At 69.4% G+C, this 22,987-nt stretch carries 16 protein-coding genes and 1 pseudogene; 3 read left to right on the top strand and 14 right to left on the bottom strand.

From position 1 onward, the window contains the following. Window positions 1–8: 8 nt before the first annotated feature. Genes AB0G17_RS01295 through AB0G17_RS01280 form a run of 4 tightly spaced genes read right to left on the bottom strand, consistent with a single transcriptional unit; the run spans window position 9 to window position 5,411 of the window. Window positions 9–2,411, bottom strand: a complete 2,403-nt coding sequence (locus AB0G17_RS01295) for a glycoside hydrolase family 3 N-terminal domain-containing protein (RefSeq protein WP_361374228.1) — start codon at window positions 2,409–2,411, stop codon at window positions 9–11. After that, a complete protein-coding gene (locus AB0G17_RS01290; protein WP_361374226.1) occupies window positions 2,408–3,226 on the bottom strand; it encodes a carbohydrate ABC transporter permease in 819 nt (272 codons plus the stop codon). Before AB0G17_RS01290 ends, AB0G17_RS01295 begins: the two co-directional genes overlap by 4 nt. Continuing rightward, window positions 3,226–4,122, bottom strand: a complete 897-nt coding sequence (locus AB0G17_RS01285; protein WP_361374224.1) for a sugar ABC transporter permease — start codon at window positions 4,120–4,122, stop codon at window positions 3,226–3,228. The genes AB0G17_RS01290 and AB0G17_RS01285 overlap by 1 nt, the downstream gene beginning before the upstream one ends. Continuing rightward, window positions 4,119–5,411 carry an extracellular solute-binding protein gene (locus AB0G17_RS01280; RefSeq protein WP_361374222.1) on the bottom strand — a complete coding sequence of 431 codons (1,293 nt, stop codon included), beginning with the start codon at window positions 5,409–5,411 and terminating at the stop codon, window positions 4,119–4,121. Before AB0G17_RS01280 ends, AB0G17_RS01285 begins: the two co-directional genes overlap by 4 nt. Before the next feature lie 182 nt (window positions 5,412–5,593). Here AB0G17_RS01280 and AB0G17_RS01275 point away from each other — a divergent pair, with 182 nt between their 5' ends. The 3 genes and pseudogenes from AB0G17_RS01275 to AB0G17_RS01265 all read left to right on the top strand — a co-directional run. After that, entirely contained in the window at window positions 5,594–6,631 is a 1,038-nt protein-coding gene (locus tag AB0G17_RS01275) for a LacI family DNA-binding transcriptional regulator (RefSeq protein ID WP_361374220.1), read from the top strand. Between the two features lie 121 nt (window positions 6,632–6,752). Beyond that, entirely contained in the window at window positions 6,753–8,162 is a 1,410-nt protein-coding gene (locus tag AB0G17_RS01270) for an endo-1,4-beta-xylanase (protein ID WP_361374218.1), read from the top strand. Window positions 8,163–8,353: 191 nt separating this feature from the next. Next, window positions 8,354–9,379 (top strand): annotated as a pseudogene (locus AB0G17_RS01265) (endo-1,4-beta-xylanase); the annotation flags it as partial. Between the two features lie 26 nt (window positions 9,380–9,405). Here the strand turns inward: AB0G17_RS01265 and AB0G17_RS01260 are convergent. The 10 genes from AB0G17_RS01260 to AB0G17_RS01215 form a co-directional block, all read right to left on the bottom strand. Then, window positions 9,406–11,259 carry an RICIN domain-containing protein gene (locus tag AB0G17_RS01260; RefSeq protein WP_361374216.1) on the bottom strand — a complete coding sequence of 618 codons (1,854 nt, stop codon included), beginning with the start codon at window positions 11,257–11,259 and terminating at the stop codon, window positions 9,406–9,408. 71 nt (window positions 11,260–11,330) lie between these two features. Then, a complete protein-coding gene (locus AB0G17_RS01255; RefSeq protein WP_361374214.1) occupies window positions 11,331–13,067 on the bottom strand; it encodes a trehalase family glycosidase in 1,737 nt (578 codons plus the stop codon). 84 nt (window positions 13,068–13,151) lie between these two features. Beyond that, window positions 13,152–13,976 carry a carbohydrate ABC transporter permease gene (locus AB0G17_RS01250; RefSeq protein WP_361374212.1) on the bottom strand — a complete coding sequence of 275 codons (825 nt, stop codon included), beginning with the start codon at window positions 13,974–13,976 and terminating at the stop codon, window positions 13,152–13,154. Then, window positions 13,973–14,956: a sugar ABC transporter permease gene (locus AB0G17_RS01245; RefSeq protein ID WP_361374210.1), complete on the bottom strand. Its 984-nt coding sequence runs from the start codon at window positions 14,954–14,956 to the stop codon at window positions 13,973–13,975. The genes AB0G17_RS01250 and AB0G17_RS01245 overlap by 4 nt, the downstream gene beginning before the upstream one ends. Before the next feature lie 20 nt (window positions 14,957–14,976). Then, the gene (locus AB0G17_RS01240; RefSeq protein WP_361374208.1) at window positions 14,977–16,218 is read right to left on the bottom strand and encodes an extracellular solute-binding protein; all 1,242 of its coding nucleotides are present in this window, start codon (window positions 16,216–16,218) and stop codon (window positions 14,977–14,979) included. Between the two features lie 121 nt (window positions 16,219–16,339). Further along, complete coding sequence (locus AB0G17_RS01235) at window positions 16,340–17,386, bottom strand: LacI family DNA-binding transcriptional regulator (protein ID WP_361374206.1); 1,047 nt, start codon at window positions 17,384–17,386, stop codon at window positions 16,340–16,342. A gap of 299 nt (window positions 17,387–17,685) precedes the next feature. Further along, the gene (locus tag AB0G17_RS01230) at window positions 17,686–19,635 is read right to left on the bottom strand and encodes a hypothetical protein (protein ID WP_361374204.1); all 1,950 of its coding nucleotides are present in this window, start codon (window positions 19,633–19,635) and stop codon (window positions 17,686–17,688) included. Between the two features lie 79 nt (window positions 19,636–19,714). Next, the gene (locus AB0G17_RS01225) at window positions 19,715–20,683 is read right to left on the bottom strand and encodes a carbohydrate ABC transporter permease (protein WP_361374202.1); all 969 of its coding nucleotides are present in this window, start codon (window positions 20,681–20,683) and stop codon (window positions 19,715–19,717) included. Next, window positions 20,673–21,587 carry a sugar ABC transporter permease gene (locus AB0G17_RS01220; protein WP_361374200.1) on the bottom strand — a complete coding sequence of 305 codons (915 nt, stop codon included), beginning with the start codon at window positions 21,585–21,587 and terminating at the stop codon, window positions 20,673–20,675. Before AB0G17_RS01220 ends, AB0G17_RS01225 begins: the two co-directional genes overlap by 11 nt. Next, the gene (locus AB0G17_RS01215) at window positions 21,584–22,969 is read right to left on the bottom strand and encodes a carbohydrate ABC transporter substrate-binding protein (RefSeq protein ID WP_361374198.1); all 1,386 of its coding nucleotides are present in this window, start codon (window positions 22,967–22,969) and stop codon (window positions 21,584–21,586) included. The genes AB0G17_RS01220 and AB0G17_RS01215 overlap by 4 nt, the downstream gene beginning before the upstream one ends. Between the last annotated feature and the right edge of the window lie 18 nt (window positions 22,970–22,987).

Genomic DNA, 22,987 nt, shown 5'->3' with positions numbered 1-22,987 from the left:
ACACCGGCTCACCTCCTCCTCCCCGTGTCGGCGGTCGCCGTGGGCAGAACGCGCGCGGTGACGGTCGGGTGGAGGCGGCGGGTGTGGTCGAGCGGGCGGACAGGGCCCGTCAGGCGCAGCGGTACGGTGAAGCGGGCATCGGTGCTGGAGGCGGCGATCCGTAGTTCCAGCGCCCCCGGTTCGACGATCCGGTGGCCCCCGAGGCCGGTGAAGGAGGCCAGGTCGGCGGGGAGCGCCAGTTCCACGCGGCACCCGGCGCCCGCGTCCAGCTCGATCCGCCGGTAGCCGATCAGCCGCTGCACCGGCTGCACCACGCTCGCCACCGGGTCGTGCAGGTACAGCTGTACGACCTCGCTGCCCGCACGCCCGCCGACGTTGCGCAGGTCGAAGGAGAGCCGGAACTCGCCGTCGGTGCCGGTCTCGTCGGTCTCCACCGACAGCCCCGACCAGGTGAACTCGGTGTAGCCGAGCCCGTGTCCGAATCCGTAGGCGGGTGTCGGGTCGGTGCTGGAGACACCGCTCGCCTGGGCGAGCCGCGCGGCAAGGTATGTCGACGGCTGGACACCGGGGTGCGCGGGGATGCTGACCGGCAGCCGCCCGGACGGGTTGACCCGTCCGCTCAGCACGCCCGCCACCGCCTGTGTGCCCGCCTCGCCGGGGAAGAAGCACTGGACGATCGCGGCAGCCTCGCTCACCGCGCGCCCCAGCGCGTACGGCCGCCCGGCCAGGAGGGTGACCACGAGCGGAGTGCCGCAGTCCAGCAACGCGTCCAGCAGCTCGCCCTGGGCGCCGGGAAGTTCGAGCGTTTCGGCATCGCAGCCCTCGCCGCTGGTGCCCCGGCCGAACAGGCCTGCCCGGTCACCGAGGGCCAGCACCACCACGTCGGCCTGCCGAGCGGCGTGGACCGCTTCCGCGATGCCGTCGGTGTCCTCGCCGTCGACGGCCACCCCGCGCACCGTCCGCACCTCGCTCCCGGTGAACTCGACCTGCAACGCCTCGCGCAGAGTGGGCAGTTCGATGCCGAGGGGCACCTTCGGGTGCTGGCCGCCCACGTGCACCGGAAAGGCGTAGCAGCCGAGCACGGCGGTGGGTTCGTCGGCGTTGGGGCCGATCAACGCGATCCGGGCGGGGTCGCGCAGCGGCAGCAGACCGTCGTTGCGCAGCAGTACCACGGCCTGTTCGGCGAGTTCGGCGGCGAGGGCCCGGTTGGCGGGTCTGTCGAGGTCGACCGTGCCGCGCAGCGCCTCCGGTTCGCTCGGGTCGGTGTCGCTGAGGACGTCGGGCACGGGATCCCAGTCCGGGTCCAGCAGACCGAGTTGGGCCTTCTGGACGAGCACCCGGTGCAGCGCCCGGTCGATCAGCCGCTCCGGGAGGAGCCCGGTGGCGACGGCGTCGAGCAGGGGCTGCCCGAAGGTCTTCACGGTCGGCAGCTCGGTGTCGACTCCGCTGGTGAGGGCCAGGGCGGCGGCCTCCGGCCAGTCCTCGGCGACGCCGTGCAGGGTTTTGAGGAAGGCGATGCCGAAGTAGTCGGCGACCACCGTTCCGGTGAAGCCCCAGGTGTCCCGGAGCAGTCCGGTGAGCAGGGTCTCGTCGGCGGCGCCGGGGACACCGTCCGTATCGGTGTACGCGTGCATGACCGAGCGGGGACGGCCTTCGCGGACGGCCATCTCGAACGGCGGCAGGATGACGTCGGCGCGTTCGCGCGGGCCCATGGAGACAGGGGCGAGGTTGCGTCCGGCGCGGGAGGCGGAGTACCCGGCGAAGTGCTTGAGGGTGGCGACGATCCCGGCCGACTCCAGGCCCTGGACGTAGGCCGTGGCGATGGTACCGACCAGGTACGGGTCCTCGCCGATGGTCTCCTCGACCCGTCCCCAGCGGGCGTCGCGCACCACGTCGAGGACCGGCGCGAGGCCCTGGTGTACGCCGACGGCCCGCAGGTCGCGGCCGATGGCGGCGGCCATCCGCCGTACCAGTGCCGGGTTGAAGGCGGCACCCCAGGAAAGGGGCACGGGGTAGGCGGTGGCGCCCCAGGCGGCGAAGCCGGCCAGGCACTCCTCGTGGGCCAGGGCGGGGATGCCGAACCGGTTGGCGGCGACGATCCGGCGCTGGGTTCGCATGAGCGAGAGGGCGCCGAGCGCCGGGTCGACCGGTGCGGTGCCGAAGGGACGGGTCAACTGGCCGAGCCCGTACGGCAGGAGGGTGTCGAGGTCGGGCGGGGCCTCCATCTCGTGCTGGTGCGGGGCGACTTCACCGCCCTCGTCGCTGGCACCGACCCAGACGCCGATCAGCTGCGCGGTCTTCTCCCGCAGGGTCATGGCCGCGATCAGGGCGTCGGCCCGGGCCTCCGGGGGAAGCGTGGCGTCCCGCCAGGCGGGCACGCCGTCCGGGACGGGGGGCGGGGTGGCGCTCATTTTCCTCCCACGCCCGTCAGGCCCTGAACGAGGGCGCGGCGGGCGAACAGGTAGACGACGAGGATGGGCAGCATGGACAGGACCACGGCGCTGAGCAGTCCGGGTACGTCGACGCCGTGTTCGGTCTGGAACTCGTACAGGCCGAGGGTGATGACCTTGGTGGATTCGGACTGGGTGAGGATGAGCGGGAACAGGAAGCCGTTCCACGCCTGGAGGGCGGCGAAGACCACGATGGAGGACAGGCCGCCCTTGGACAGCGGCAGCACCAGTTGCCGGAAGATCCGGCCCGGGGAGGCGCCGTCCATCGCCATCGCCTCGTACAGCTCGGGGCTGATGTCACGCATCGCGCCGGTGAGGACCAGGGTGCAGACCGGGAGGCAGAAGGCGGCGGTCGGCAGGATGACACCGATCAGGTGGTCGTAGAGCCCGGCCTTGCTGATCAGGTAGAACATCGGCACGATCACCGCCTGGGCGGGGATCGCCAGGCCGAGCAGGAACAGCCGGAACACCCAGCCGGTGGCGCGGCCCCGGGCCCGTACGATGGCGTACGCGAGCGGCGGGACGACCAGCAGGACGAGGGCGACCACGCTGGCGGTGACGGTCAGGGTGTTGAGGAAGTCCCGGCCGAAGCCGTTGGACAGGTCGGTGAGGTAGTTCCGCAGGGTCCACTGTGCGGGCAGGCTCAGCGGGCCCTCGGTGGAGTAGTCGGAGCGGGTGCGCAAGGTGGCGAGCAGCAGCACGTACAGCGGCAGGCCGACCAGCAGCAGCCAGATCAACGAGCCGAAACCGGCCAGGTAGTTGGGGCGTCCGCGCATCACAGGCCCTCCGCCGTGCCGCGCATCCGGTCGTACCCGGAGAACTTGACCACGGCCAGGGAGATCAGGGTGGCGACGACCACCAGGACCAGGGCGATGGCCGACGCGGCACCGAAGTCATAGCTCTTGAAGGCTTTCTGGTACATGTAGAAGGCGCTGACCGTGGTGTCGGTGCCGGGGCCGCCCTGGGTGAGGATCAGCACCGTGTCGAAGGTGGTGAGTCCGCCGACCACCATCAGCACCATCGAGGTGATGATGGTGTTGCGCAGTTGCGGCAGGGTGATGTGGAAGAACTGCCGGACGGTGCCCGCCCCGTCGACCGCGGCGGCCTGGTAGAGCACCTGGGGGATGGCCCGGGCACCGCCCTGGTAGATGAGTGCGTGCAGCGGGGTGAACTGCCACACCCCCACGAAGGTGAGCACCCCGAGCGCTCCGTTGCGGCTGCCGAGCAGGTTGCCGTCGCCGAACAGCCAGGTCAGTTGGGAGGGCACGCCGAAGTTGGGGTCCAGGACGGCCCGCCACACCACGGACACGGCGGTCGCCGACAGGAGCAGCGGTACGAAGTAGACCGCCGAGAGCACGGCCCGGTTGCGCTGGTGTCCGGCGGCCCACACCCCCAGCAGGATGCTGACCGGCGTCTGGGTGAGCACGCCGAGCGCGGTGAGCAGCAGCGTGGTCCACACCGACTGGCCCATCACCGGGTCGTGGATCAGCGCGACCCAGTTGTCCAGGCCGTTGAAGTGCGGCTCGGTGATGCCGTCCCAGCTGGTGAAGGAGAGCACGGCGACCAGGACCAGCGGCACGATCGCGAACAGCAGGAAGAACACCGCGGCGGGCGCCGCCCAGGCGAAGCCCGGCCGCGCCACACCCGCGCCGGACTTCGGGGCCCGCGTCATGACGTGGGCAAGGCCTGCATGGCCTTGATGAAGGCGTCGGCATCGCGCTTGCCGTCGAAGTACTGCTGGATGGCGGTGTGCATCGGGGTGGCCGCGCTCGGCGGGTACGCCTGGTCCCAGGAGAGCTGGAACGAGGGCGCGGCCTTGACCAGCTCGTACTGGTACTTGGAGTACGCGGGGCTGGCGGCGGTGTCGAGGAAGTCGACGGTGTTGACGGTGGTGGGCAGGTTGCCCACGGCGAGCTGCGCCTTGACGAACTGTTCGGAGTACATCAGCTTCAGGAAGGCGGCAGCGGCCTCCGGGTGCTTGGTCTTCTTCAGCACCGAGTAGAAGTTGTTGGTGTTGCCGACCACGTCGGCCGGGTCGCCCTTGCCGCCGTTCAGCGTGGGGAAGCCGGTGTATCCGAGGCCGGACTTGGCGAAGTCAGGGTTGGCGTCCTGCTGGGTGGAGTAGTACCAGGAGCCCATCAGTTCGAAGGCCGCCTTGCCCTTGGCCACCAGGGCCGGGGAGCCACCGTCGGTGAACTTGACGGAGTCGAAGTTCTTGCCGAACGCGCCGGAGTCGGCCAATTCCCTGATGGCGGCCAGCGCCTTGCGGCTGTCCTCGCTCGCCCAGGCGGCCCGGTCGCCACTCACCGCCCGTTGCAGCAGGCCGGGCCCGCCGATCCGGTCGTACAGGTACTCGAACCACATCAGGGTGGGCCACTGGTCGCCGCCGCCGAGCGCGATCGGCGTGACGCCCTTGGCCTTGAGCGCCTTGGTGGCGGCGATCAGCTCGTCCCAGGTCCGCGGCGGGGTCAGGCCGGCGTCCGCCAGCACCTTCTTGTTGTGGAACAGCAGCACCGGCTGGGTACCGCGCATCGGCACGCCGTACGGTTTGCCGTCCACGACGGCCGAGTTGAACACCGAGGGCAGGAAGTTGCTCTTCAGTCCCGGGTCCTTGGCTATGAAGTCGTCCAGCGGGAGCAGCAGACCGGCCTTGACGAAGGGCTGGATGGAGCCGCCGCCCCAGTTGAAGAAGACGTCCGGGGCATGCGGCGTGCTGATGACGGTCTGCAGCTTCTGCTGGTAGTCCGCGCCGGGCACGGTGTCGAGCACCACTTTGACCTTGGAGGTCTTGTTGAAGGTCTCGGCGATCTGCTTCTCGACCTTGTTGGTGGCGTCGCCGTAGACCATCACGTGGATCGTCCCGGAGCCCGCGTCGGAGGAGGAGTCACCCGATCCGCACGCCGCGGTCGTGCCCAGGACGAGTGCGGTGGCCGCAGCGATCGCGGCGAATCTCGATCCCATACCCTGCCTATCATTCGAATGTTTCGGATAATGTGGCGAATGTTGTGGGAAAGCTAGGACCACCCCTCGGGGCCCGTCAAGAGTTCTGGCCGGATCCGGTCCGACCCGGCCGACCGGCTAGCATCCGTGCCGTCGGCCACCCAGAGCGCAATCCGCCCACCAGGGCAGTGCAGGAGGAGTTCGTGACCAGAGCCGCGACGCTCGCCGAGATCGCGCAGGAGGCAGGGGTCTCGGCCCCGACTGTTTCGAAGGTCCTCAACGGCCGGGCCGACGTCGCCCAGGCCACCCGCGAACGGATCGAGGAGCTGCTGCGCCGCCACGGCTACCGGCGGCGGCGCGGCACCCAGAGCAGCCCGCTGCTGGAACTGGTCTTCCATGAGCTGGAGAGCGTCTGGGCGATGGAGGTGATCCGCGGCGTCGAGAACGTGGCGCGCGAGGAGGGGCTGAGCATCGTCCTTTCGGAGTCCTCCGGGCGGCTCACCCCCGGCCAGTCCTGGGTGGACGGAGTGCTCGCCCGTCGCCCCACCGGCGTACTCCTGGTCCTGTCCGGCCTGGACCGTTCCCAGCAGGAACAACTGGCCGGCCGCGACATCCCGTTCGTGGTGATAGACCCGGCCGGCGACCCCGGCCAGGGGGTGCCCGCCGTCGGCACCACCAACTGGGACGGCGGCTTGGCGGCCACCCGCCACCTGCTCGACCTCGGCCACCGCCGGATCGGCCTGATCGGCGGGCCGGGCCGGATGATGTGCAGCCGGGCCCGGGCCGACGGCTACCGGGCGGCGCTCGACATGGCAGGCATCGCGTACGACCCGGAGCTGGTCCGCGACGGCGACTTCCACCACGAGGCCGGCCACCGGGTGGGTCTGGAACTGCTGAGCCTGCCCGACCGGCCGACCGCGGTGTTCGCGGGGAACGACCTGCAGGCCCTCGGGCTCTACGAGGCCGCCCGTGAGCTGGGGTTGCGCATCCCCGCGGATCTCAGCGTGGTCGGCTTCGACGACCTGCCGCTGGCCCGCTGGGTCGGCCCTCCGCTCACCACCGTCCGCCAGCCGCTGACCGAGATGGCCGAGGTCGCCACCCGCATGGTGATCGACCTCGCCCGGGGCACCCGGCCCGGCGCCCTGCGGGTGGACCTGGCCACCAGCCTGGTCGAGCGGAGCAGCACCGCCCCGCCACAGACACCGTCCCGAACGGTTGACGGAGCATCAGCCCGGCTCTAGGGTCACCGACTGAATCGGCGGATGGACCGAAAGTTTCGACCACCCGGTCCCTCCGCGCGGTCCGCGTTCCACGCCCCACCGCACGTCCCGTCTCTTCCCTCACAGAGAAAGGACCACGCCGGTGTCAGTCCGGACGCTCCGCCTTCCCCGCCCCACCCATGCCCGGCGCGCCTTCAGCGCCGCCGCAGTCACCGCAGTCGCAGCCCTGTCCGCCACCCTGCTGCCCACCGGCCAGGCCGGCGCGGCGGACACCAGCCTGCGCTCGCTCGCCGAGGCGAAGGGCATCTACTTCGGTACCGCCATCACCCAGGGCGACCTCAACAACTCCGCACTCACCGCCGTCGCCGGCAGTCAGTTCGGCATGCTCACCCCCGGCAACGAGATGAAGTGGGACACCACCGAGCCCTCGCGGGGCAGCTTCAACTTCGGCCCCGCCGACAGGCTCGTCTCCTTCGCCCAGACCCACTCGATGAAGTTGCGTGGCCACACCCTTGTCTGGCACAACCAGCTCCCGTCCTGGGTGAGCGGCCTTCCCGGCGCGCAGGTGAAGGCCGCGATGGAGAACCACATCACCAACGAGGTCACCCACTACAAGGGCAAGCTCTACGCCTGGGACGTGGTGAACGAGCCGTTCAACGAGGACGGCAGTTTCCGCACCGACGCCTTCTACAACGCCATGGGCAGCGGCTTCGTCGCCGACGCGCTGCGCACCGCGCGCGCCGCCGACCCGGACGCCAAGCTGTATCTGAACGACTACAACATCGAGGGCCTCAACCCGAAGAGCGACGCCATGTACAACCTGGTGAAGTCGCTCAAGAGTCAGGGCGTCCCGCTGGACGGCGTCGGCTTCCAGGCCCACTTCATCCTCGGCCAGGTCCCCTCGACCTTCAAGGCCAACCTCCAGCGGTTCACCGCTCTCGGCGTCAACGTCGCGATCACCGAGCTCGACGACCGCATCCAGCTCCCGGCGACCGCCGCCAGTCTCGCCCAGCAGGCGAACGACTACGCCGCCGTGATCAACACCTGTCTGGCCGTCACCGGCTGCGTGGGCATCACCCAGTGGGGCGTCGGCGACGCGGACTCCTGGATCCCCGGCACCTTCCCCGGCTACGGCGCCGCCACCCTGTACGACGCCAACTACCGGCCGAAGCCCGCCTACGCCGCCTCCGCCAACGCCCTCGGCGGCGGCACCGACCCCTCCCCCACCCCGGGCGCCTCCTGCAAGGTGACCGGCGCGGTCAATGCCTGGAACACCGGCCTGACGGAGGACATCACCCTCACCAACACCGGCTCGTCCACGGTCAACGGCTGGTCCCTGGCCTTCACCCTGCCCGCCGGCCAGACCGTGACCAGTAGCTGGAACGCCTCCCTCACCCCGGCCACCGGTCGGATCACCGCCGGAAACCTCAGCTACAACGGCACCCTCTCCCCCGGCGCCTCCACCTCCTTCGGTTTCCAGGCCACCCACACCGGCAACACCTCCCTCCCGACCGGGTTCAGCCTCAACGGCACCCCCTGCACCACCGCCTGACGCCCCTTCCCCTCACGGGCCCGGTACGCACGCGATCCACCACGGACGGCATCTTCTGGGAGCGCTCCCAACTCCGGCCTCGATCAAGGCGCGTCAACCGCCGACAGCGCGCCGGTCATCCCGGCCACCGATTCCGGCGCGAGTCGCGGTGTCACGGACACCCCCAGCCACCCAACAACCTACGGAGAGCCATGAAGCACCCACACCGATCCAGCTCACGCCGCGCCTGCCTGCTGGGCATACTGGCCGCCACCACCCTGGTGTCGATCGGCACGGCGACCGCGACGCCCCCTGCCGTCCGGGCCTCCGCCCTGGGCGCCCAAGCCGCCCAGTCCGGACGGTACTTCGGGACGGCCGTTGCGGCCCACAAGCTCAACGACAGGACGTACACGACGATCCTGGACCGCGAGTTCAACAGGATCACGCCGGAGAACGAGATGAAGTGGGACACCACGGAACCGTCCCGGGGATCGTTCAACTTCGGCCCCTCCGACCAGATCGTCAACCACGCCCTGGCGCACGGACAGAAGCTCCGAGGCCACACCCTCGTATGGCACTCCCAACTGCCCGGCTGGGTCGGCGCCATCCCCGACGCCACCACCCTGCGCGGCGTGATGAACAACCACATCGCCCGGCAGATGACCCACTTCAAAGGCAAGATCCATTCCTGGGACGTGGTGAACGAAGCCTTCGCGGACGGTGGCAGCGGACAGCATCGTCCCTCCGTCTTCCAGAACCTCCTCGGCAACGGCTTCATCGAAACGGCCTTCCGCACAGCACGCACGGCCGACCCGTCGGCCAAGCTCTGTTACAACGACTACAGCATCGAGGACTGGAACAGCGCCAAGACCCAGGGCGTCTACCGCATGGTCCGCGACTTCAAGGCGCGGGGCGTACCCATCGACTGCGTCGGCTTCCAGGCCCACTTCGGCACCAGCGGCCCGCCCGCGAGTTTCGGCACCACGTTGGCGAACTTCGCCGCCCTGGGCGTCGACGTCCAGATCACCGAACTCGACATCGCCCAGGCACCGCCGACGGCGTATGCGAACACGGTGAGGGCCTGCATGAACGTCGCACGCTGCACCGGCATCACCGTATGGGGAATCAGGGACACGGACTCCTGGCGCACCGGAGAGAAGCCACTGCTCTTCGACAGCGGCGGCAACAAGAAGTCGGCGTACAACGCGGCCCTCACCGCCCTCGGCGGCACTCCCGCTCGGCAGAAGTGACGCTGCCCCGGGTGTCAGCCCTTGCCCTGTAGGCGCCAGATCTGGTTCTTCTTGGTACCGAGGGCGCTCGCCGGGTCGCAGGTCCACTGGTGGATCAGCGCCCCGGCCGTGGTCGAGACGTTGCTGACGTCGACGCACTTCCCGCTGTGGACGGCGGACAGCTGGTAGTCCTTGCTGTTGCCCAGCGCCGTGACGGGGTTGAGGGTGAACTGCTGGTTGGTGGCGCCGTTGCAGGTGTACTGGATGACGGCGGCGCCGTCCGCCGTGGAAGCCCCGGACACGTCAAGGCACTTGCCGCTGTGCTCGTTGACGACGGTGTAGGTGTTGGTCTTGCCGCTCACCGGCTTGAGGTCAAGCATCTGCTGGTAGCCGCCCTCGCAGTCCCACTGCTGGTACTGGGTGCCGTTGGCGGTGCTGAGGTTGGTGTCGTCCAGGCACTGGCCGCTGTTCTCGCTCACGGCGACCGTGGACACGGTGGTGTTGGACGGCGGAAGGAGGGTGATGGTGTAGCCGTCCTTGGCGTTGCTCCAGGGGAGGCTCACCGAGGCCGCGTTGTTGCTGACCGTCAGGGTGGTGTCGGCGATCGTCTCCGAGCCCGCGACCGCGGCGCCGTTGTTGTGGGGGACGCGTTGGACGACCGCACGGACCTTGCCGCTCTCCACCACCGAGGTGGTGCCCAGGCCGGTGAGGTTGACGGTGACGTTGCCCGTGTTGCCGTTGCTGCCGAGCAGCACCTTGGCGTTCTTCGCGGCGTTGTCCTTGGTGGCAAGGCCGTCGGTGTTGCTGCCCGGGACGAGGTTGACGATGTTGCCGGTCTGGGAGCCGTAGTAGCGGTACATGAACCACTCGCCGAGCGGCAGGTACTGACCGGAGCTGTTCCTGGTCAGCAGATTGGCCTCATCGTCATGCAGGTTGGTGCCGGAAGCCCAGTTGCCGCGCAGGCCGTCGGCGCCCGCCCGCTCCAGGCGGCCGATGAACCAGGCACCGCCGCCTGGGTTCTGCTGGGAGTACGCGGCGTACTCGTTGATCTGGTACGGGCGGGTGTTGGTCAGGCCCGCGGCGGCGAGGGTGGCGTTGGCGCCGGCGGTGCCCGGGACGGGGTCGGCTGGTTCGTCGTGCCAGCTGTAGATGTCGGGAGCGACGTTGTGGGCCTTGACGTAGTCGAGATAGGTGGTCCACCAGGTGTTGGAGGAGACGGGCTGGTTCGCGATGCTGGGGCCGACGATCAGCTGGTTGGGGAAGGCCGCCCGCACGCGGGCGTAGAACCGCGACCACATCTGCAGGTACTGGCTCTGTGAGGCGCCCCAGAAGCCGCGGCCGTCGGGCTCGTTCCACAGGTCCCACTCGACCGTCATGTTGTTGGCTTTGACGTCGTTGACGAGCTGGGTGACGAAGGCGTCGAACCGCGTCCAGTCGCCGTTGTCACCGGGCCAGCCCACGTTGGTGGTGCTGTCGGCGCCCCACAGGTCGTGCGGCAGGAGCACGAAGGTGCCGCCGAGGGCGGCGGTGCGCTTGTACTGGGCGAGGGTGGCGTTCCAACGGGTCTGGTACTCGGCAAGGCTGGTGGCATAGCCCCCCTTGTTGAGCTGGGCGCCGCCTGCCCGCATGAAGTGCCACTTGATGTCCTTGAAGAAGTGATCCTGCGGGAGCGAGCCGTTCGGCGTCATGCCGTAGATCATTCCGGAGGCGCGGTAGGTGGGGGCGCCTCCGGCGTTGGCGAAGTCGACAGTGACGCCGGTGTCCGCGGCTTGGGAGGGGGCGGCCGGTATCAGGGTCGTGGCCAGGGCGGTCAGGACGACGGCGACTGACGAGACCGCCAGGCGCCTGGTGCTGGTCGTGGGTATGGGGAGTGCCGTGGGCGACTTCATGGTGCGGCTCCTGAAAGGGGAGGAGGAACCGGGGCTCGTTACGGTCCCGGGGCTGTGGGGGAGACGGCCGGTCAGCGGCCGTCCCGGTGGGCGTGTGCTTCGGCGAGGAGGAGGTAGCTGCTCGCGGTCCAGGTGTAGGCGCGGTCGCGCAGGCCCGTTCCGGTGAGGGCGTCGTAGTTCTCGGCGAAGCCGTGGCTTTCGCACAGGGCGCGGAAGCGGGCGCTGATGTCGTCCGCCAGCCGGTGGTGGCCGGCGCGGCGCAGGCCGTCCTCGACGAGAACGGTGGCGGGGGCCCAGATCGGGCCGCGCCAGTATCCGTCGGAGAGGTAGTGCGACGAGGAGGTCAGTTCGGTGGCCAGGCCGTACGGCGTCAGATGGGCCTTGATGCGGTCGGCCAGCGCGCTGCCGATGTCGCCGGGCAGGTGTTCGCCCAGCACGATGGGCATCAGGTCGAGGAGGCTGGCGCTGCTCCAGGTCCTGCCGCTCGCGACTCCCCGGGCGACGAACCTGTCGCCCGTCCAGAGCTGGTCGAGCAGCGCCCTCTGCATGTCCTCGGCCGCCCGCGTCCACCGACTCGCCTCGCCCTGCCTGCCCAGCTCCGTCGCCAGCTCGGCGAGTTCACGCAGCTGGAGGACGAGGAAGGCGGCCAGGTCGGCGGTGACGACCACCCGCTCGGGGTCGAAGGTGGTGGCGTTGTCCCAGCCGCTGTCGTTGCCGTGCTGGTAGTAGGCCAGTTCGGCCCCCGGGGCTCGCCGTGCGGTCATCCAGAAGGCGGTCCACCGTTCCAACTGCTCGTAGGTCTCGGTCAATTGGGCATGCGTGGGAGGCGTCGGCAGTCGGCGGCGCAGATGGCCGAAGGCCCAGCCGTGGATGGGTGGCTTGACGAAGTTGTGGAGGATCTCGGAGTGGGTGACCGAGTCGGGCAGGGCACCGCTGTCGTCCTGATGGTCGAAGGGCAGGGCGAACTGGTCCAGTGCCAGATTCGGGCAACCCCGGGCCAGAGCCAGGGCGTTGAAGCAGTGGTCCCAGCTCCAGACCTTGTCCATCCAGTGCTTGGACATCAGCACCGCGGGTCGGGTGACCACTCCCGTCGGCGCTACAGTCGCCGACCAGACGACGTAGGCGGCGAGTTCGGCCGCCGGGGTGGCGGACGAGCGCCAGGGGGCCACCGCGTCGACGAAGTCCGCGAACGCCCGCCGTGCGGACTCCACGATGTCGTCGAAGGTCCCCGAGGGCGCGTAGGACGGGCGGGCGGTGCCCAGTTCCTCGATCGCGATCTCCCAGACACCGCCCGTCTCCGCGATGACGGCGAGACCGCGGTCGGCGCCGCCCAGCGCTTGCGCTCCGGCCGTGTGGGCGGCGGTGCCGGACAGAACGGTGACGCGGTAACGGCGTCCCGTCTCGTACGACGTGAACACGTGCGCGTCCGCTGCCGGGTCGTGGAAGAAGTACGTTCCGCTGAAGGGGGTGAGGGTCCGCGCGGCGGCGAAGACGCCGATGCCGAGGCCGCTCCCCCGCAGGCGTACGGTGTCCGGCGACTCATAAGCGAGGTCGACGCGTCCGCTCTCGGCGGTCCAGCTGAGCAGGCTCGGTGTCGCCTCGACGCGGGTCTCGACCCGGTCGCCTCGCGCGGGGTCCCGGGGCACCAGGCGCAGGACGCCGTGCATGCCGTTCTGGTGCGAGACGAGCTGGAGGTCCTCGGCGTACGTGTTCTCGGCCACCACGGGCGATATGTCGAACCAGGATCCGTACGTGCTGAACGGGATCTCATGGACGGAGAAGGCCGGGCCGGATCGGGCGGCGGTCATGTGTCGTGACTCGTTTCTGGAGCAGGGGGCGGCAGCGGGCTGACGCGCGAGTGGCTCAGCCGTCGTGGCGGGGTCGGGCCGGTCTCAGTCCTTGACGGCACCGGCGGTCACGCCGGCGGCGACATAGCGCTGGGCGAGGACGAGGATGACCGCGGCGGGCAACGAGGCCACGACGGCGGTGGCCATGACGGCGTTCCACTCCTGGTTGTTGTTGCCGATGTAGTGGTAGATGCCGAGCGTGATCGGCTCCTGGGCACCCCCGTTGACGAGGGTGCTGGCGAAGACGAAGTCGGACCAGGACCACAGGAACGCGAACAGGGACACCGTGACGACGGCGTTGCGGCTCATCGGCAGGACGACGGACCGGAAGGTGCGCAGTGCACTCGCTCCGTCCACCTGCGCCGCCTGGAGCAGTTCACCGGGGATGCCCGACATGAACGCCGTGAAGATCAGGACGCCGAAGGGGACGGCCAGGGTGGAGTCGGCGACGATGAGGCCGGGGAGGGACTGGAGGAGACCGAGCTGGAGGTAGATGGCGTAGAAGCCCATCGCCATGATGATGCCGGGGATCATCTGGGCGGCCAGCAGGACGAAGCTCAGGATGCCCCCGCCGCGCGGGCGCAGCTTGGCCAGCGCGTAGCCGGCGGGCGCGGACAGCACCACGGTCAGGGCGACGGTGCCCAGGCCGATGACGAGGCTGGTGCCGAGGTAGGGCAGTTGCTCGTCCAGGACCGTGCGGTAGCCGGCCAGGGTGCCGTGGAGTGGCAGCAGGTCCGGCGGGGTCTTGCGCATGTCCTGGTCGCGGGTGAAGGAGACGTTGAGCATCCAGTAGACCGGGAAGAGCATGACCGCCGTCAGCGCCAGGCCCACGGCCGTCTTCCACCACGTACGGCTTCGGCTTCGGTTCATGACAGTGCCTGCTTTCGCTGGACTCTCAGGTACACCAGGCCGAAGACCAGGGCAGCCACGACGAGCAGGTTGCCGACGGCGGCTCCGGGGCCGAAGGCGGGCAGCAGGTTGCCGAATCCGAGCTGGTAGGACCAGGTGGCGAAGGTGGTCGACGAGTCCGCCGGGCCACCCTTGGTCATGATCCAGATGATGTCGAAGACCTTGAGCGTGTAGACCAGTCCCAGCAGCAGGGTGATCGCGGACACCGGGCGCAGCAGCGGGAAGGTGATGCTCCAGAACCGGCGCCAGGCACCCGCTCCGTCGAGCGCCGCGGCCTCGTACAGGGCGGCCGGGATGGACTGCAGGCCGCTGTAGAGCACGACCAGGTTGAACGGGATGCCGATCCAGACGTTGGCGATGATCACCGAGGCCAGCGACCAGGAGGGTGAGGTCAGCCAGTTCACCGGCCCTACGCCGACGACGTGCAGGACGGCGTTGACGACGCCGGAGTCGCTGTTGAGCATCCACGACCAGGTGGAGGCCGACACGATCAGCGGTAGCAGCCAGGGCACCAGGAACAGGGCCCGCAGGGTGGCCGACAGCCGGAAGTGCTGGTTGAAGAAGACGGCGAGGGCCAGCCCGACGGCGTACTGGAAGACCAGGCACACGGCGGTGAACACCGCCGTGTGGAGCAGGGCCGGGGCGAAGGTCGGGTCGGCGAAGACGGTGCGGTAGTTCTTCAGGCCGGTGAACGGCGCGTCGCCCTGGACGAAGGAGCGGACGGTGTACTCGCGCAGGCTCAGGTCGATGTTGCGGTACAGCGGATAGGCGTAGAAGAGGGCGAGGTAGAGGGTCACGGGGGCGAGGAATCCCCAGGCGGCCCACTGCGTGGAGGTGGGCCGGGTGCGCTTCCTTCCGCGAGCCGGGGGCGGGAGGGCCGTGGCCGTCCCGTTCCGGACGTGCACGGACCGCTGGTCCGGCAGCTGTGTCGTGTGGTTCATGAACGCCCCTTGGGGTCGGGCTACTTGACGGCGGACTGGGCCGCGGACAGGGCGTCCTTGGGCGCCTTGGACCCGCTGAGGGCGGACTGGACGGCCTTCCACATCTGCTCCGAGATCCTGGGGTACTTGGTGCCCAGCTCGTCACTGGTGCGGCCCTTGGCCGCCTTGACCGCATCCACCCACGGCTTCAGTTCGGCGTTCGCGGCCACCTGCTTGGCCTTGACCTCACCGGTGGGCGCGACGTAGGACAGCGTGGCGTCGGTGTTGTAGAGGTTGTCGGTGCTGGTCAGGCAGGTCGCCAGCTTCTGGGCGGTGGCGTAGCGGCCGGTGTCCTTGTGGACCGGGATGGTCACGAACTCACCGCCGACCGGAGCGGCGGCGTTGCCTCCGTTCGCGCCGGGAATGGGCAGCACGCCGTAGTCGAGGCCGGCCTTCTTGGCGCCCGCGAGCTGCCAGGTGCCGTTCTCGCTGAACGCGTAGTCGCCACTGGCGAACTCCTGCCAGCTGGTCGTCTGGGTGTTGTTGAGCACCGAGTTCGGGGCGTAGCCGTTCTTCAGCCAGTCCTTCCACAGGGAGAGGGCCGAGACGGCCTGGGAGGAGTCGAGTTCGGTCAGCTTGGCGCCGGCGCCCCAGAACCACGGCAGGAACTGGAAGCTGCCCTCCTCCGTGCCGATAGCCGAGAACGTGATGCCCTTCTTGCCCGCCTTCTTGACCTTCGCCAGCGCCTCGGTCAACGACTTCCAGTCCTTGACCGAGGCGATGTCCACCCCGGCCTCCTTCAGCACCTTCTTGTTGTAGTAGAGGGCGAGGGTGTTGGCGCCGATCGGTGTGCCGTAGGTCTTGCCGCCGGACTGGCCGGCCGCGAGCAGGTTGGGGTCCACCTTCGAGGTGTCCAGCTTGTTCTCGTCGGCCGTGGTGAGCACACCCGCCTCGGCGAGCGTCGAGACCACCGGGTTGTCGACGACGAGGACGTCCGGCGAGTTGCCCTGCTGCGCCGCGAGCAGCGCCTTGTTGCCCAGGTCGCTGGTGTCGAAGCCGGTCCGCTTGACCTTCACTCCGGCCTTGGTGCCGCACTGGTCCAGCAAGTTGACCCAGGCCGAGCCCTTGCCGAACTGCGGGTACGGGTCCCAGACGGTGTACGTGCCGGCGCCCTTGGTGTCGCTGCTGCCCGAGCCGGAGGAACAGGCGGTGGCGGCGACGGCCACGGCCAGGGCGGTCAGGGCAGTGGCGGTCAGACGGCGCTGCCTGGAGAAGCTGTTCATCGAGGTTCCCTTGTTCTGGACAAACGGGTGCCGAGGGCACGGGGTGGTGAGGAGAGGCCGTCACGGCGAACGGCCTGCACGGGCCGGGCGCCGGGGCGTGAGGAGGTGCGCGTGGAGACGGTCAGGGCGTGGTGCCGGACCCGTCGCCCGCGGTGGGCTGGATTCCCGCGGGCCCCGTACTCGACCGCAGGGAGATCGGCGGCGCCAGGAGATGGTGCCGGGGCGGTGCGCCGGGGCGGCCGAGCCGCTCCACGAGCAGGTCGACGGCGCGTCGGCCCATCTCCTCCGCCGGTACGTCCGCCGCGGTGAGTTGCGGTGTCACGGTCTCCGCCCAGCGGGCGGCCACAACTCCGGTGACGGAGAAGTCGCGCGGCACATGGCGGCCCGCCTGGGCGAGCCCCCGGTAGAGACCGCCCAGCGCGGCCTCGTTCAGGGTGACCAGGCCCGTGGTGGCCGGATCGTCGTACAGGATCCGTTCCACGCATGCCTGGCCGGAGGCGGCGTCGTCCCCGCAGCAGTACGTCCGCACCGTCAGCCCACGCTCGGCGGCGGCCTTGTTGAAGCCGTCCAGTCCCCGGTGCGCGGACTCGTACCCGGTTCGCAGCAGCTGCTCGGGCCGGTTGACGAAAGCGACCCTGCGGTGGCCGAGATCCGCCAGGTGGTGGACGCACGCCGCCGCCAGCGCTGTGTGGTCCAGGCCGACCCACCAGCCGCCTTCGGGATCGGCGGTACGGCCGATGGCGACGGAGGGGAAGTCCAGCGCGGCCAGGTGATCGACCCGGTCGTCCGCCAGCCTGATCTCCATCAGGATCGCCCCGTCGACGCGCCGCTCCCCCAGCAGCCGCTGGAACGAGCGGTCACGGTCCACGCCGCTCGGTGACAGCAGCACGTCATAGTCGTACGCCGCGGCGGCCTCCACCACACTGCCGATGAAGTCCAGCTGCATGCCCGTGTAGTGGTTGCCGGCCGGCGGGAACACCAGGCCGATCGTGCTGGTCCGGCCGTTGGCCAGAGCCCGCGCGCTGGCGTTCGGGCGGTAGCCCAACTCGTCGATGACCTCCTGGATCTTCCGGCGGGTGTCGTCCGAAACCGGGCGCTTGCCGCTCAGCGCGTAGGACACCGTGGAGCGCGAGACACCAGCTCGCCGGGCGATCTCACCGATGTTCACGACGACTCCTTGCTCGAACCGGTTCGACACCTCGAAAGAGGGAAGCCCACCGGCCGTGAGGGTGCGGGTTACGGGAAGAGCACGCCCCGGCTGTCGAACCGGTTCGCATGAAGGAACGTAGAAACGACCCCCACGGCTGTCAATACTCCGCGCACACTTTCCCAGCCGCAGAACGCAACATGGGAGAACCTCGCATCAGGGGTATTGCTGGCCGTGTGCCCCGGTGCTAGCTTCCTCGAACCGGTTCGAGTGCCGTGATCCGCACGCCGCCTGGCGGCCGGTCCTCACGCAGCACCGCCCTACGCGGTGTCGAAGGGGGTGCGGTACGAGGGGGTCCGGGTGCGGAGCGTCAGGTCCAGGGTCAGCCGGATCCTGGTGGAGGGCGGCAGCTCGACGCTGATCCAGGCGCTGTCGACGGCCACGGTGGTCTCGGTGACGTTCGGTTCACGGTGGCCGTAGTCGTACAGGTCGCCGATCCAGGATGGGTCCTCACAGACGGTGTGCCGCACGGCCCTGATGGTGTGTTCGGCGCAGGCGCCGGCTTGTACGACGACCGTTCGCGCGGTCTGGGGGTGGAGATTGACCAGTTCGACAGTGGTCGCGGCGGGGTCGATGCCGGTGACCAGTGCGGCCACCGAGGGCGGGAGGCCGGGGCGACGGGCGCGGGCGTCGTAGTGGCGGACGCGGGCCTGCTGGAGGCCGCCGTTGTAGATGACCTGCGGGCCGCCCCAGGTGAGTTGGACCAGAGCCTCGGTGACGACCGGGTTGGACTGCTGCCACAGGTGAATGTCCTCCTCGGGGACGTCCAGGTCGCGGTAGCGGTCCATCCGTGCAAGGCGGTGGCGCACCTGGGCCTGGGCGGCGGCCAGGATCCGTTCCGGGTAGCCGGGGTTGTCGCCGGCCAGGAAGGCGAACCAGGGCTCCTCGTGCCCCGCCTCCTCCTTGGTACGGAACGGGCGCACCGTACGCCAGTCGATCCCGCCGGCCTCGCGCATCCGTTCCAGGCGCGCCCGGTCCGTGTCGGCCGCGCTGTGGTGCCACAAGGCCGTGGGGACCGCGGCCAGCAGCGGGTTGAAGTCGAACCAGCCGCGGTCGCTGTGCCGGAACGGCACGTGCAGGGTGGGGGTGTCCACATCCTCGGCGAGCTGGGCGGTCCACCTTGAGCGCAGGCTGGAGTCGGATTCGTTGAAGGTCATGGTCTTGCCGTGGGCGATGACGGTGTCCAGGGCCGGACGGACCAGGTCGAGGAAGCTGTCGTCGCCGGTCGCGGCGACGGCTGCCAGGGCCGCCACCAGGGCGGCTTGGCCGACGCTGTACCAGCCGTGGGGCCAGGTCCAGCCGTAGTGTCCGCCGTACCAGCGGCCGTCCAGTTGGCTGCCGACTTCGCCGTCGGTGCCGACGTTGTCCGGAATGATCCCGCCGTTGGCCGCCGCACGCTCCCGCCATGCGCCGACGTAGTCGGTGATCCAGGTGCGGTAGCGCTCCTCACCGGACAGGATCCAGGCGTTGAGGACCAGTCCGGCCGCGGCGAGGTTGACCGCGGTGTCGCCGCTGCCGATCCTGCGGCGCATCTCCTCGCCGAGGCGCGGGTCCTGCGACAGCTCGGGTTCGGGTGTGCCGTCAGGGAGCATCCAGTCGAGCGGGAAGCCATACGTCTGGGCTTCCTTGGGCAGCCACGGGTAGGCCTCGCCGTCGGACAGGCCCGCCCGCTCGGGGTCGCTTCCGTTGTGCGGGCGGCGGATGATGCGGTGCTCGGGGTCGTAGTTGCCGTTGGCCGGATCGACGTAGAGGTCGGCGAACCGCAGGGCGCGCTCCGACCAGCGCTCGGGGGCCGCCATCGACAGGAAGTAGAGCAGCAGCAGGCTCTCGCCCTGGTGGAACCAGTCGTAACCGCGTTCGTACTCGTCGTGGAGCATGCCCAGTTCGGTCAACTGGCGGGTCACGCCCTCCCAGTGGCGCTCGGCGGCCGCCAGCAGGTCGTCCGCGCCGCCGAGCAGATAGAGCTGAGGCCAGTTGAAGAAGACCTCGTAGAAGTCGTCCACGCCGTCACGCGAGGTCAACACGCCGCTGTAGTTCAGCCGGCCGTCCTCGCCGGTGAAGTCGTTCGTGAACCGCCGCCGAGCGTGGTCGAGGAGCTCGAACAGGTCCCGCTGCGCGATGGCCCAGCCCGGTGGGTCAAGCAGCGGAACCGAGGCCGTGATGCCGGGTATCGACGGTGACGGCCCGCTCTCGGCAGGGTTGAGGGACATAGGGAGGCCTCCTTCGGGGCGCTGCGGCAGGGCAGGACGGGGCGGCGCGTACGAGGCCATAGCGGACCGGGCTGGTGGCTCAGGACTTCGTGGACCCGGCGAGCATTCCGGCGATCAGGAAGCGCTGGGAGAAGAGGAACACCACCAGGACGGGGATGATCGCCACCAGGGTGGCCAGGGCCAGTTGGGGACGCTCGACCGCGAGCGTGCCGACCGTCGGGTTGAAGGAGGGCACGCTGTCGAGGAGGGTGCCGAGGCCGACCTGCACGGGCATCTGACTGCTCTCGGGGAGCATCACATAGGGCAGGAAGTAGTTGGTCCAGTTGGCGACGAAACTGAAGAAGCCGACCAGTGCCACGACGGGGGCGGCGAGCGGCAGGGCGACGTGCCGGAAGACCTGGAACTCCGAGCACCCGTCGATGCGCGCCGCGGCGAGCAGATCCTTGGGAACGGCGGTACTGAAGTAGATATAGGTCAGGTAGACGCCGAAGGGGTAGAACGAATACGGCAGGATGACCGACCACATGGACCCGATCAGGTGGACCGCGTTGACCTCCAGGAAGAGCGGCACCACCAGGGTGGCGTTGGGCATAAGCATCACGATGAGCGTGGCGACCAGCAGCGTGTGCCGGCCCCGGAACTCGGTCATCGCCATGGCGTACCCGGCGGGCACGGCGACGCACAGGGTGATCACCAGGGCGAGGCCGGAGTAGAGCGCGGAGTTGCGCAGCCACAGCAGGAGCACGTTGTCCTGGAAGCCGGTCAGCGCGTTCCAGTTGGCGCGCAGCGCGTGCCAGGAGCCGAAGGAGAGCGGATTGCCGTGCACCAGCTGCTGGTCCGACTTGGTGGCGGCCAGCACCAGCCACAGCAACGGCAGAACGAAGAAGAGCAGGAACAGTGCGAGCACCACAGCGGTGAGCAGCCGCGGAAGCGCCGGCCTGCGGACCGGGCGCGGACGGCGCCGGATCCGCGGGGCCGGCGCGTCAGGTACCGGTGCCGGCGTGGCGGAGGGCGTGGCGGTGGCGTACGGCCTGATGTCATTCGGCATCGAAGAACCCCGACCGTGCGACGAAGACCGTGGCGACCGCGAGCCCGACGACCAGGAGCTCGACGGAGATGGCGGCGGCGCCGTTGACGTTGTCCATCTGGAAGGCGAAGTCGTACGAGAGCTGGTTGGGCGAGTAGTCCCGGCCGGCCACGCCTACGCTGGCCTGGGAGAGCAGCTGTGGCTCGACGAACAGCTGGGTGCCGCCCGCGAAGGCCAGGATCACCATGTAGACGATCCACTTGCGCAGCATCGGCACCTGGATGTGCCAGGCGGTGTGCCACGCGCCGGCGCCGTCGATCCGGGCAGCCTCCAGCACCTCGGTGGGGATGTTGTTGAGCGCCCCGTACATCACCACGATCCAGCCGCCCGCGCCGGTCCAGAACGCGATGAGGGCGAAGAGCAGTGGCAGGTGTCCAGGCGCGATGACCTCACCGAAAGTGGCGTAGCCGAGCCGGCGCAGCAGGAAGCTGACCGGGCTCACGGTCGGGTCGAGCATGAACAGCCAGATCATCACGCTCGCCGCGCCCGTCAGTGCGCCAGGGATGTAGAAGAGGAACCGCAGCGCCCGGCTGGTGCCGTGTGAGGCCAGGCGGTGCAGCAGCAGTGACAGGGCGACGACCAGGATCACGAGCAGGGCGAGCCAGAACACCAGGTAGAGCGCGATGTGTCCGACGGCCGGCAGGAAGCGGAAGTCCTGCGCGGAGGTGGCGAAGTTGTCGAACCCGGTGAAGGCGCCGTCGGCGGTGGTGAAGGCGAAGTAGACGGCGTAGCCGGTGGGCACGATCCCGAACGCGGCCAGCAGGATGACGTATCCGGCGACGAAGAGGTAGGTGGTCCGGCTTCGCCGGGGGGCGCGGCCCGCGCGGTCCCCGACGAGGCCGGTCGCGCGGGTGGGCGCGGTCACTCGGAGACCTTGTAGCCGTCGGCCTTGGCGTACTTCTCGATCGCGTCCTGCCAGGCGGGGAGCAGGGCGACGATCGTCTTTCCGGCGGTCAGGCCGGGCTTGACGGTGGACGCCCAGATGGCTTCCTGGCTGAACTGGCCGGAGCCCCAGCCGGGCCAGACCTTGGTGGCGGCGTCCTGGAGGGGCTTGGTGATGTCGTCGGCGTAGTAGCCGCCGGACCTCTGGGCGGCCAGCCAGGTGGCGGCGGCCGGGGCGTACGCGGGGTATCCAGGGGCTACCTTGCCCTGGTAGTCGTCGGAGGTGGTGACCCAGGTCAGGAAGTCGGCGGCGGCCTTGATGTGCGCCGAGTGGGCGGACAGCAGCCAGGTACCGCCGCCGACATTGCCGGTGGCCGGGCTGGAGTCGCCCGTCCACTGGAGCGGCGGGGCGGCGGCGATCTGGCCGGCGGGGGTCTTGAAGGTGTCTTTGAACAGGGCGCCGCCGAACCAGGCCGGACCGGGCATCAGCAGCACCTTGTCGGCCTTGTTCTTACCGAAGTCGGTGCTGAAGACACCGCTGGTCGACATCGACTTGTTCGTGATCAGGCCGTCCATGAGCTTGGCCATCTTGGTGCAGTCGGTGCTGGTGGTGTTCACCGAAACGGACTTCGGACCCGTGATGTGGTTGGCACCGCACTTGCTCGCCCACAGGTAGATCTCCGGGGCGAAGGAGTCACCGGCGTCGCCCACCAGATAGCCGGGGTGTTCGGCCGCCACCTTCTTGCCCAGGGCGGCGTACTGCTCCCAGGTGGTCGGCACTTGGTAGCCGAACGTGTCGAGCAGCTTCTTGTTGTACCAGAGGACGCCTTGCGAGAGGTCGTTGCGCAGGCAGTAGAGCGTGCCGTCCACGGTGCACACGTCGTTGGCGCCGGAGGCGAACTTGCCGAGGGTCGATGCGGGGATCAGGCCCTTGTTGAGCGGGGCCGTGAAGCCGGCTTGGACCGCCCAGGTGACCTCGTTGTTCTGCGAGCTGAAGACCACATCGGGCCAGCCCTTGCCGGTGCGGTTGAACAACTGGACCTTGGTCTGTAGGTAGTTGGACCCGTTGGCGTCACCGTCGAAGGTGACGATGTCCATCTTCACCTTGGGGTTCTGCTTCTGGTACAGCTTCGCCGCGGCCAGCCGGGTCGAATCCACCCACACGGTCAGCGCGCCGCCGCTGTCCTGGGCGACCTGCTTGAATCCGTCCTTCGTGGTCTTTCCCCTGCTTGCGTTGCCGCTCGTGCAGGCGGCGGCGGTCACCAGGGCCAGCACGGTGCAGGAGGCTGCCACGGCGTCACGCAGACGGCGGCCGCGCTGTCTGTTCGTGCTCGTGCCGCCACCGGTGCCGACCGTTTTGGTCATGAGCCTTCTCCGCTCCGT

The sequence above is a fragment of the Streptomyces sp. NPDC023838 genome, assembly GCF_040639555.1.
In the GTDB taxonomy this organism is placed as follows: domain Bacteria; phylum Actinomycetota; class Actinomycetes; order Streptomycetales; family Streptomycetaceae; genus Streptomyces.
The sequence above is the reverse complement of the archived record's forward strand: the minus strand, read 5'-3'. Positions and strand labels throughout refer to the sequence as shown.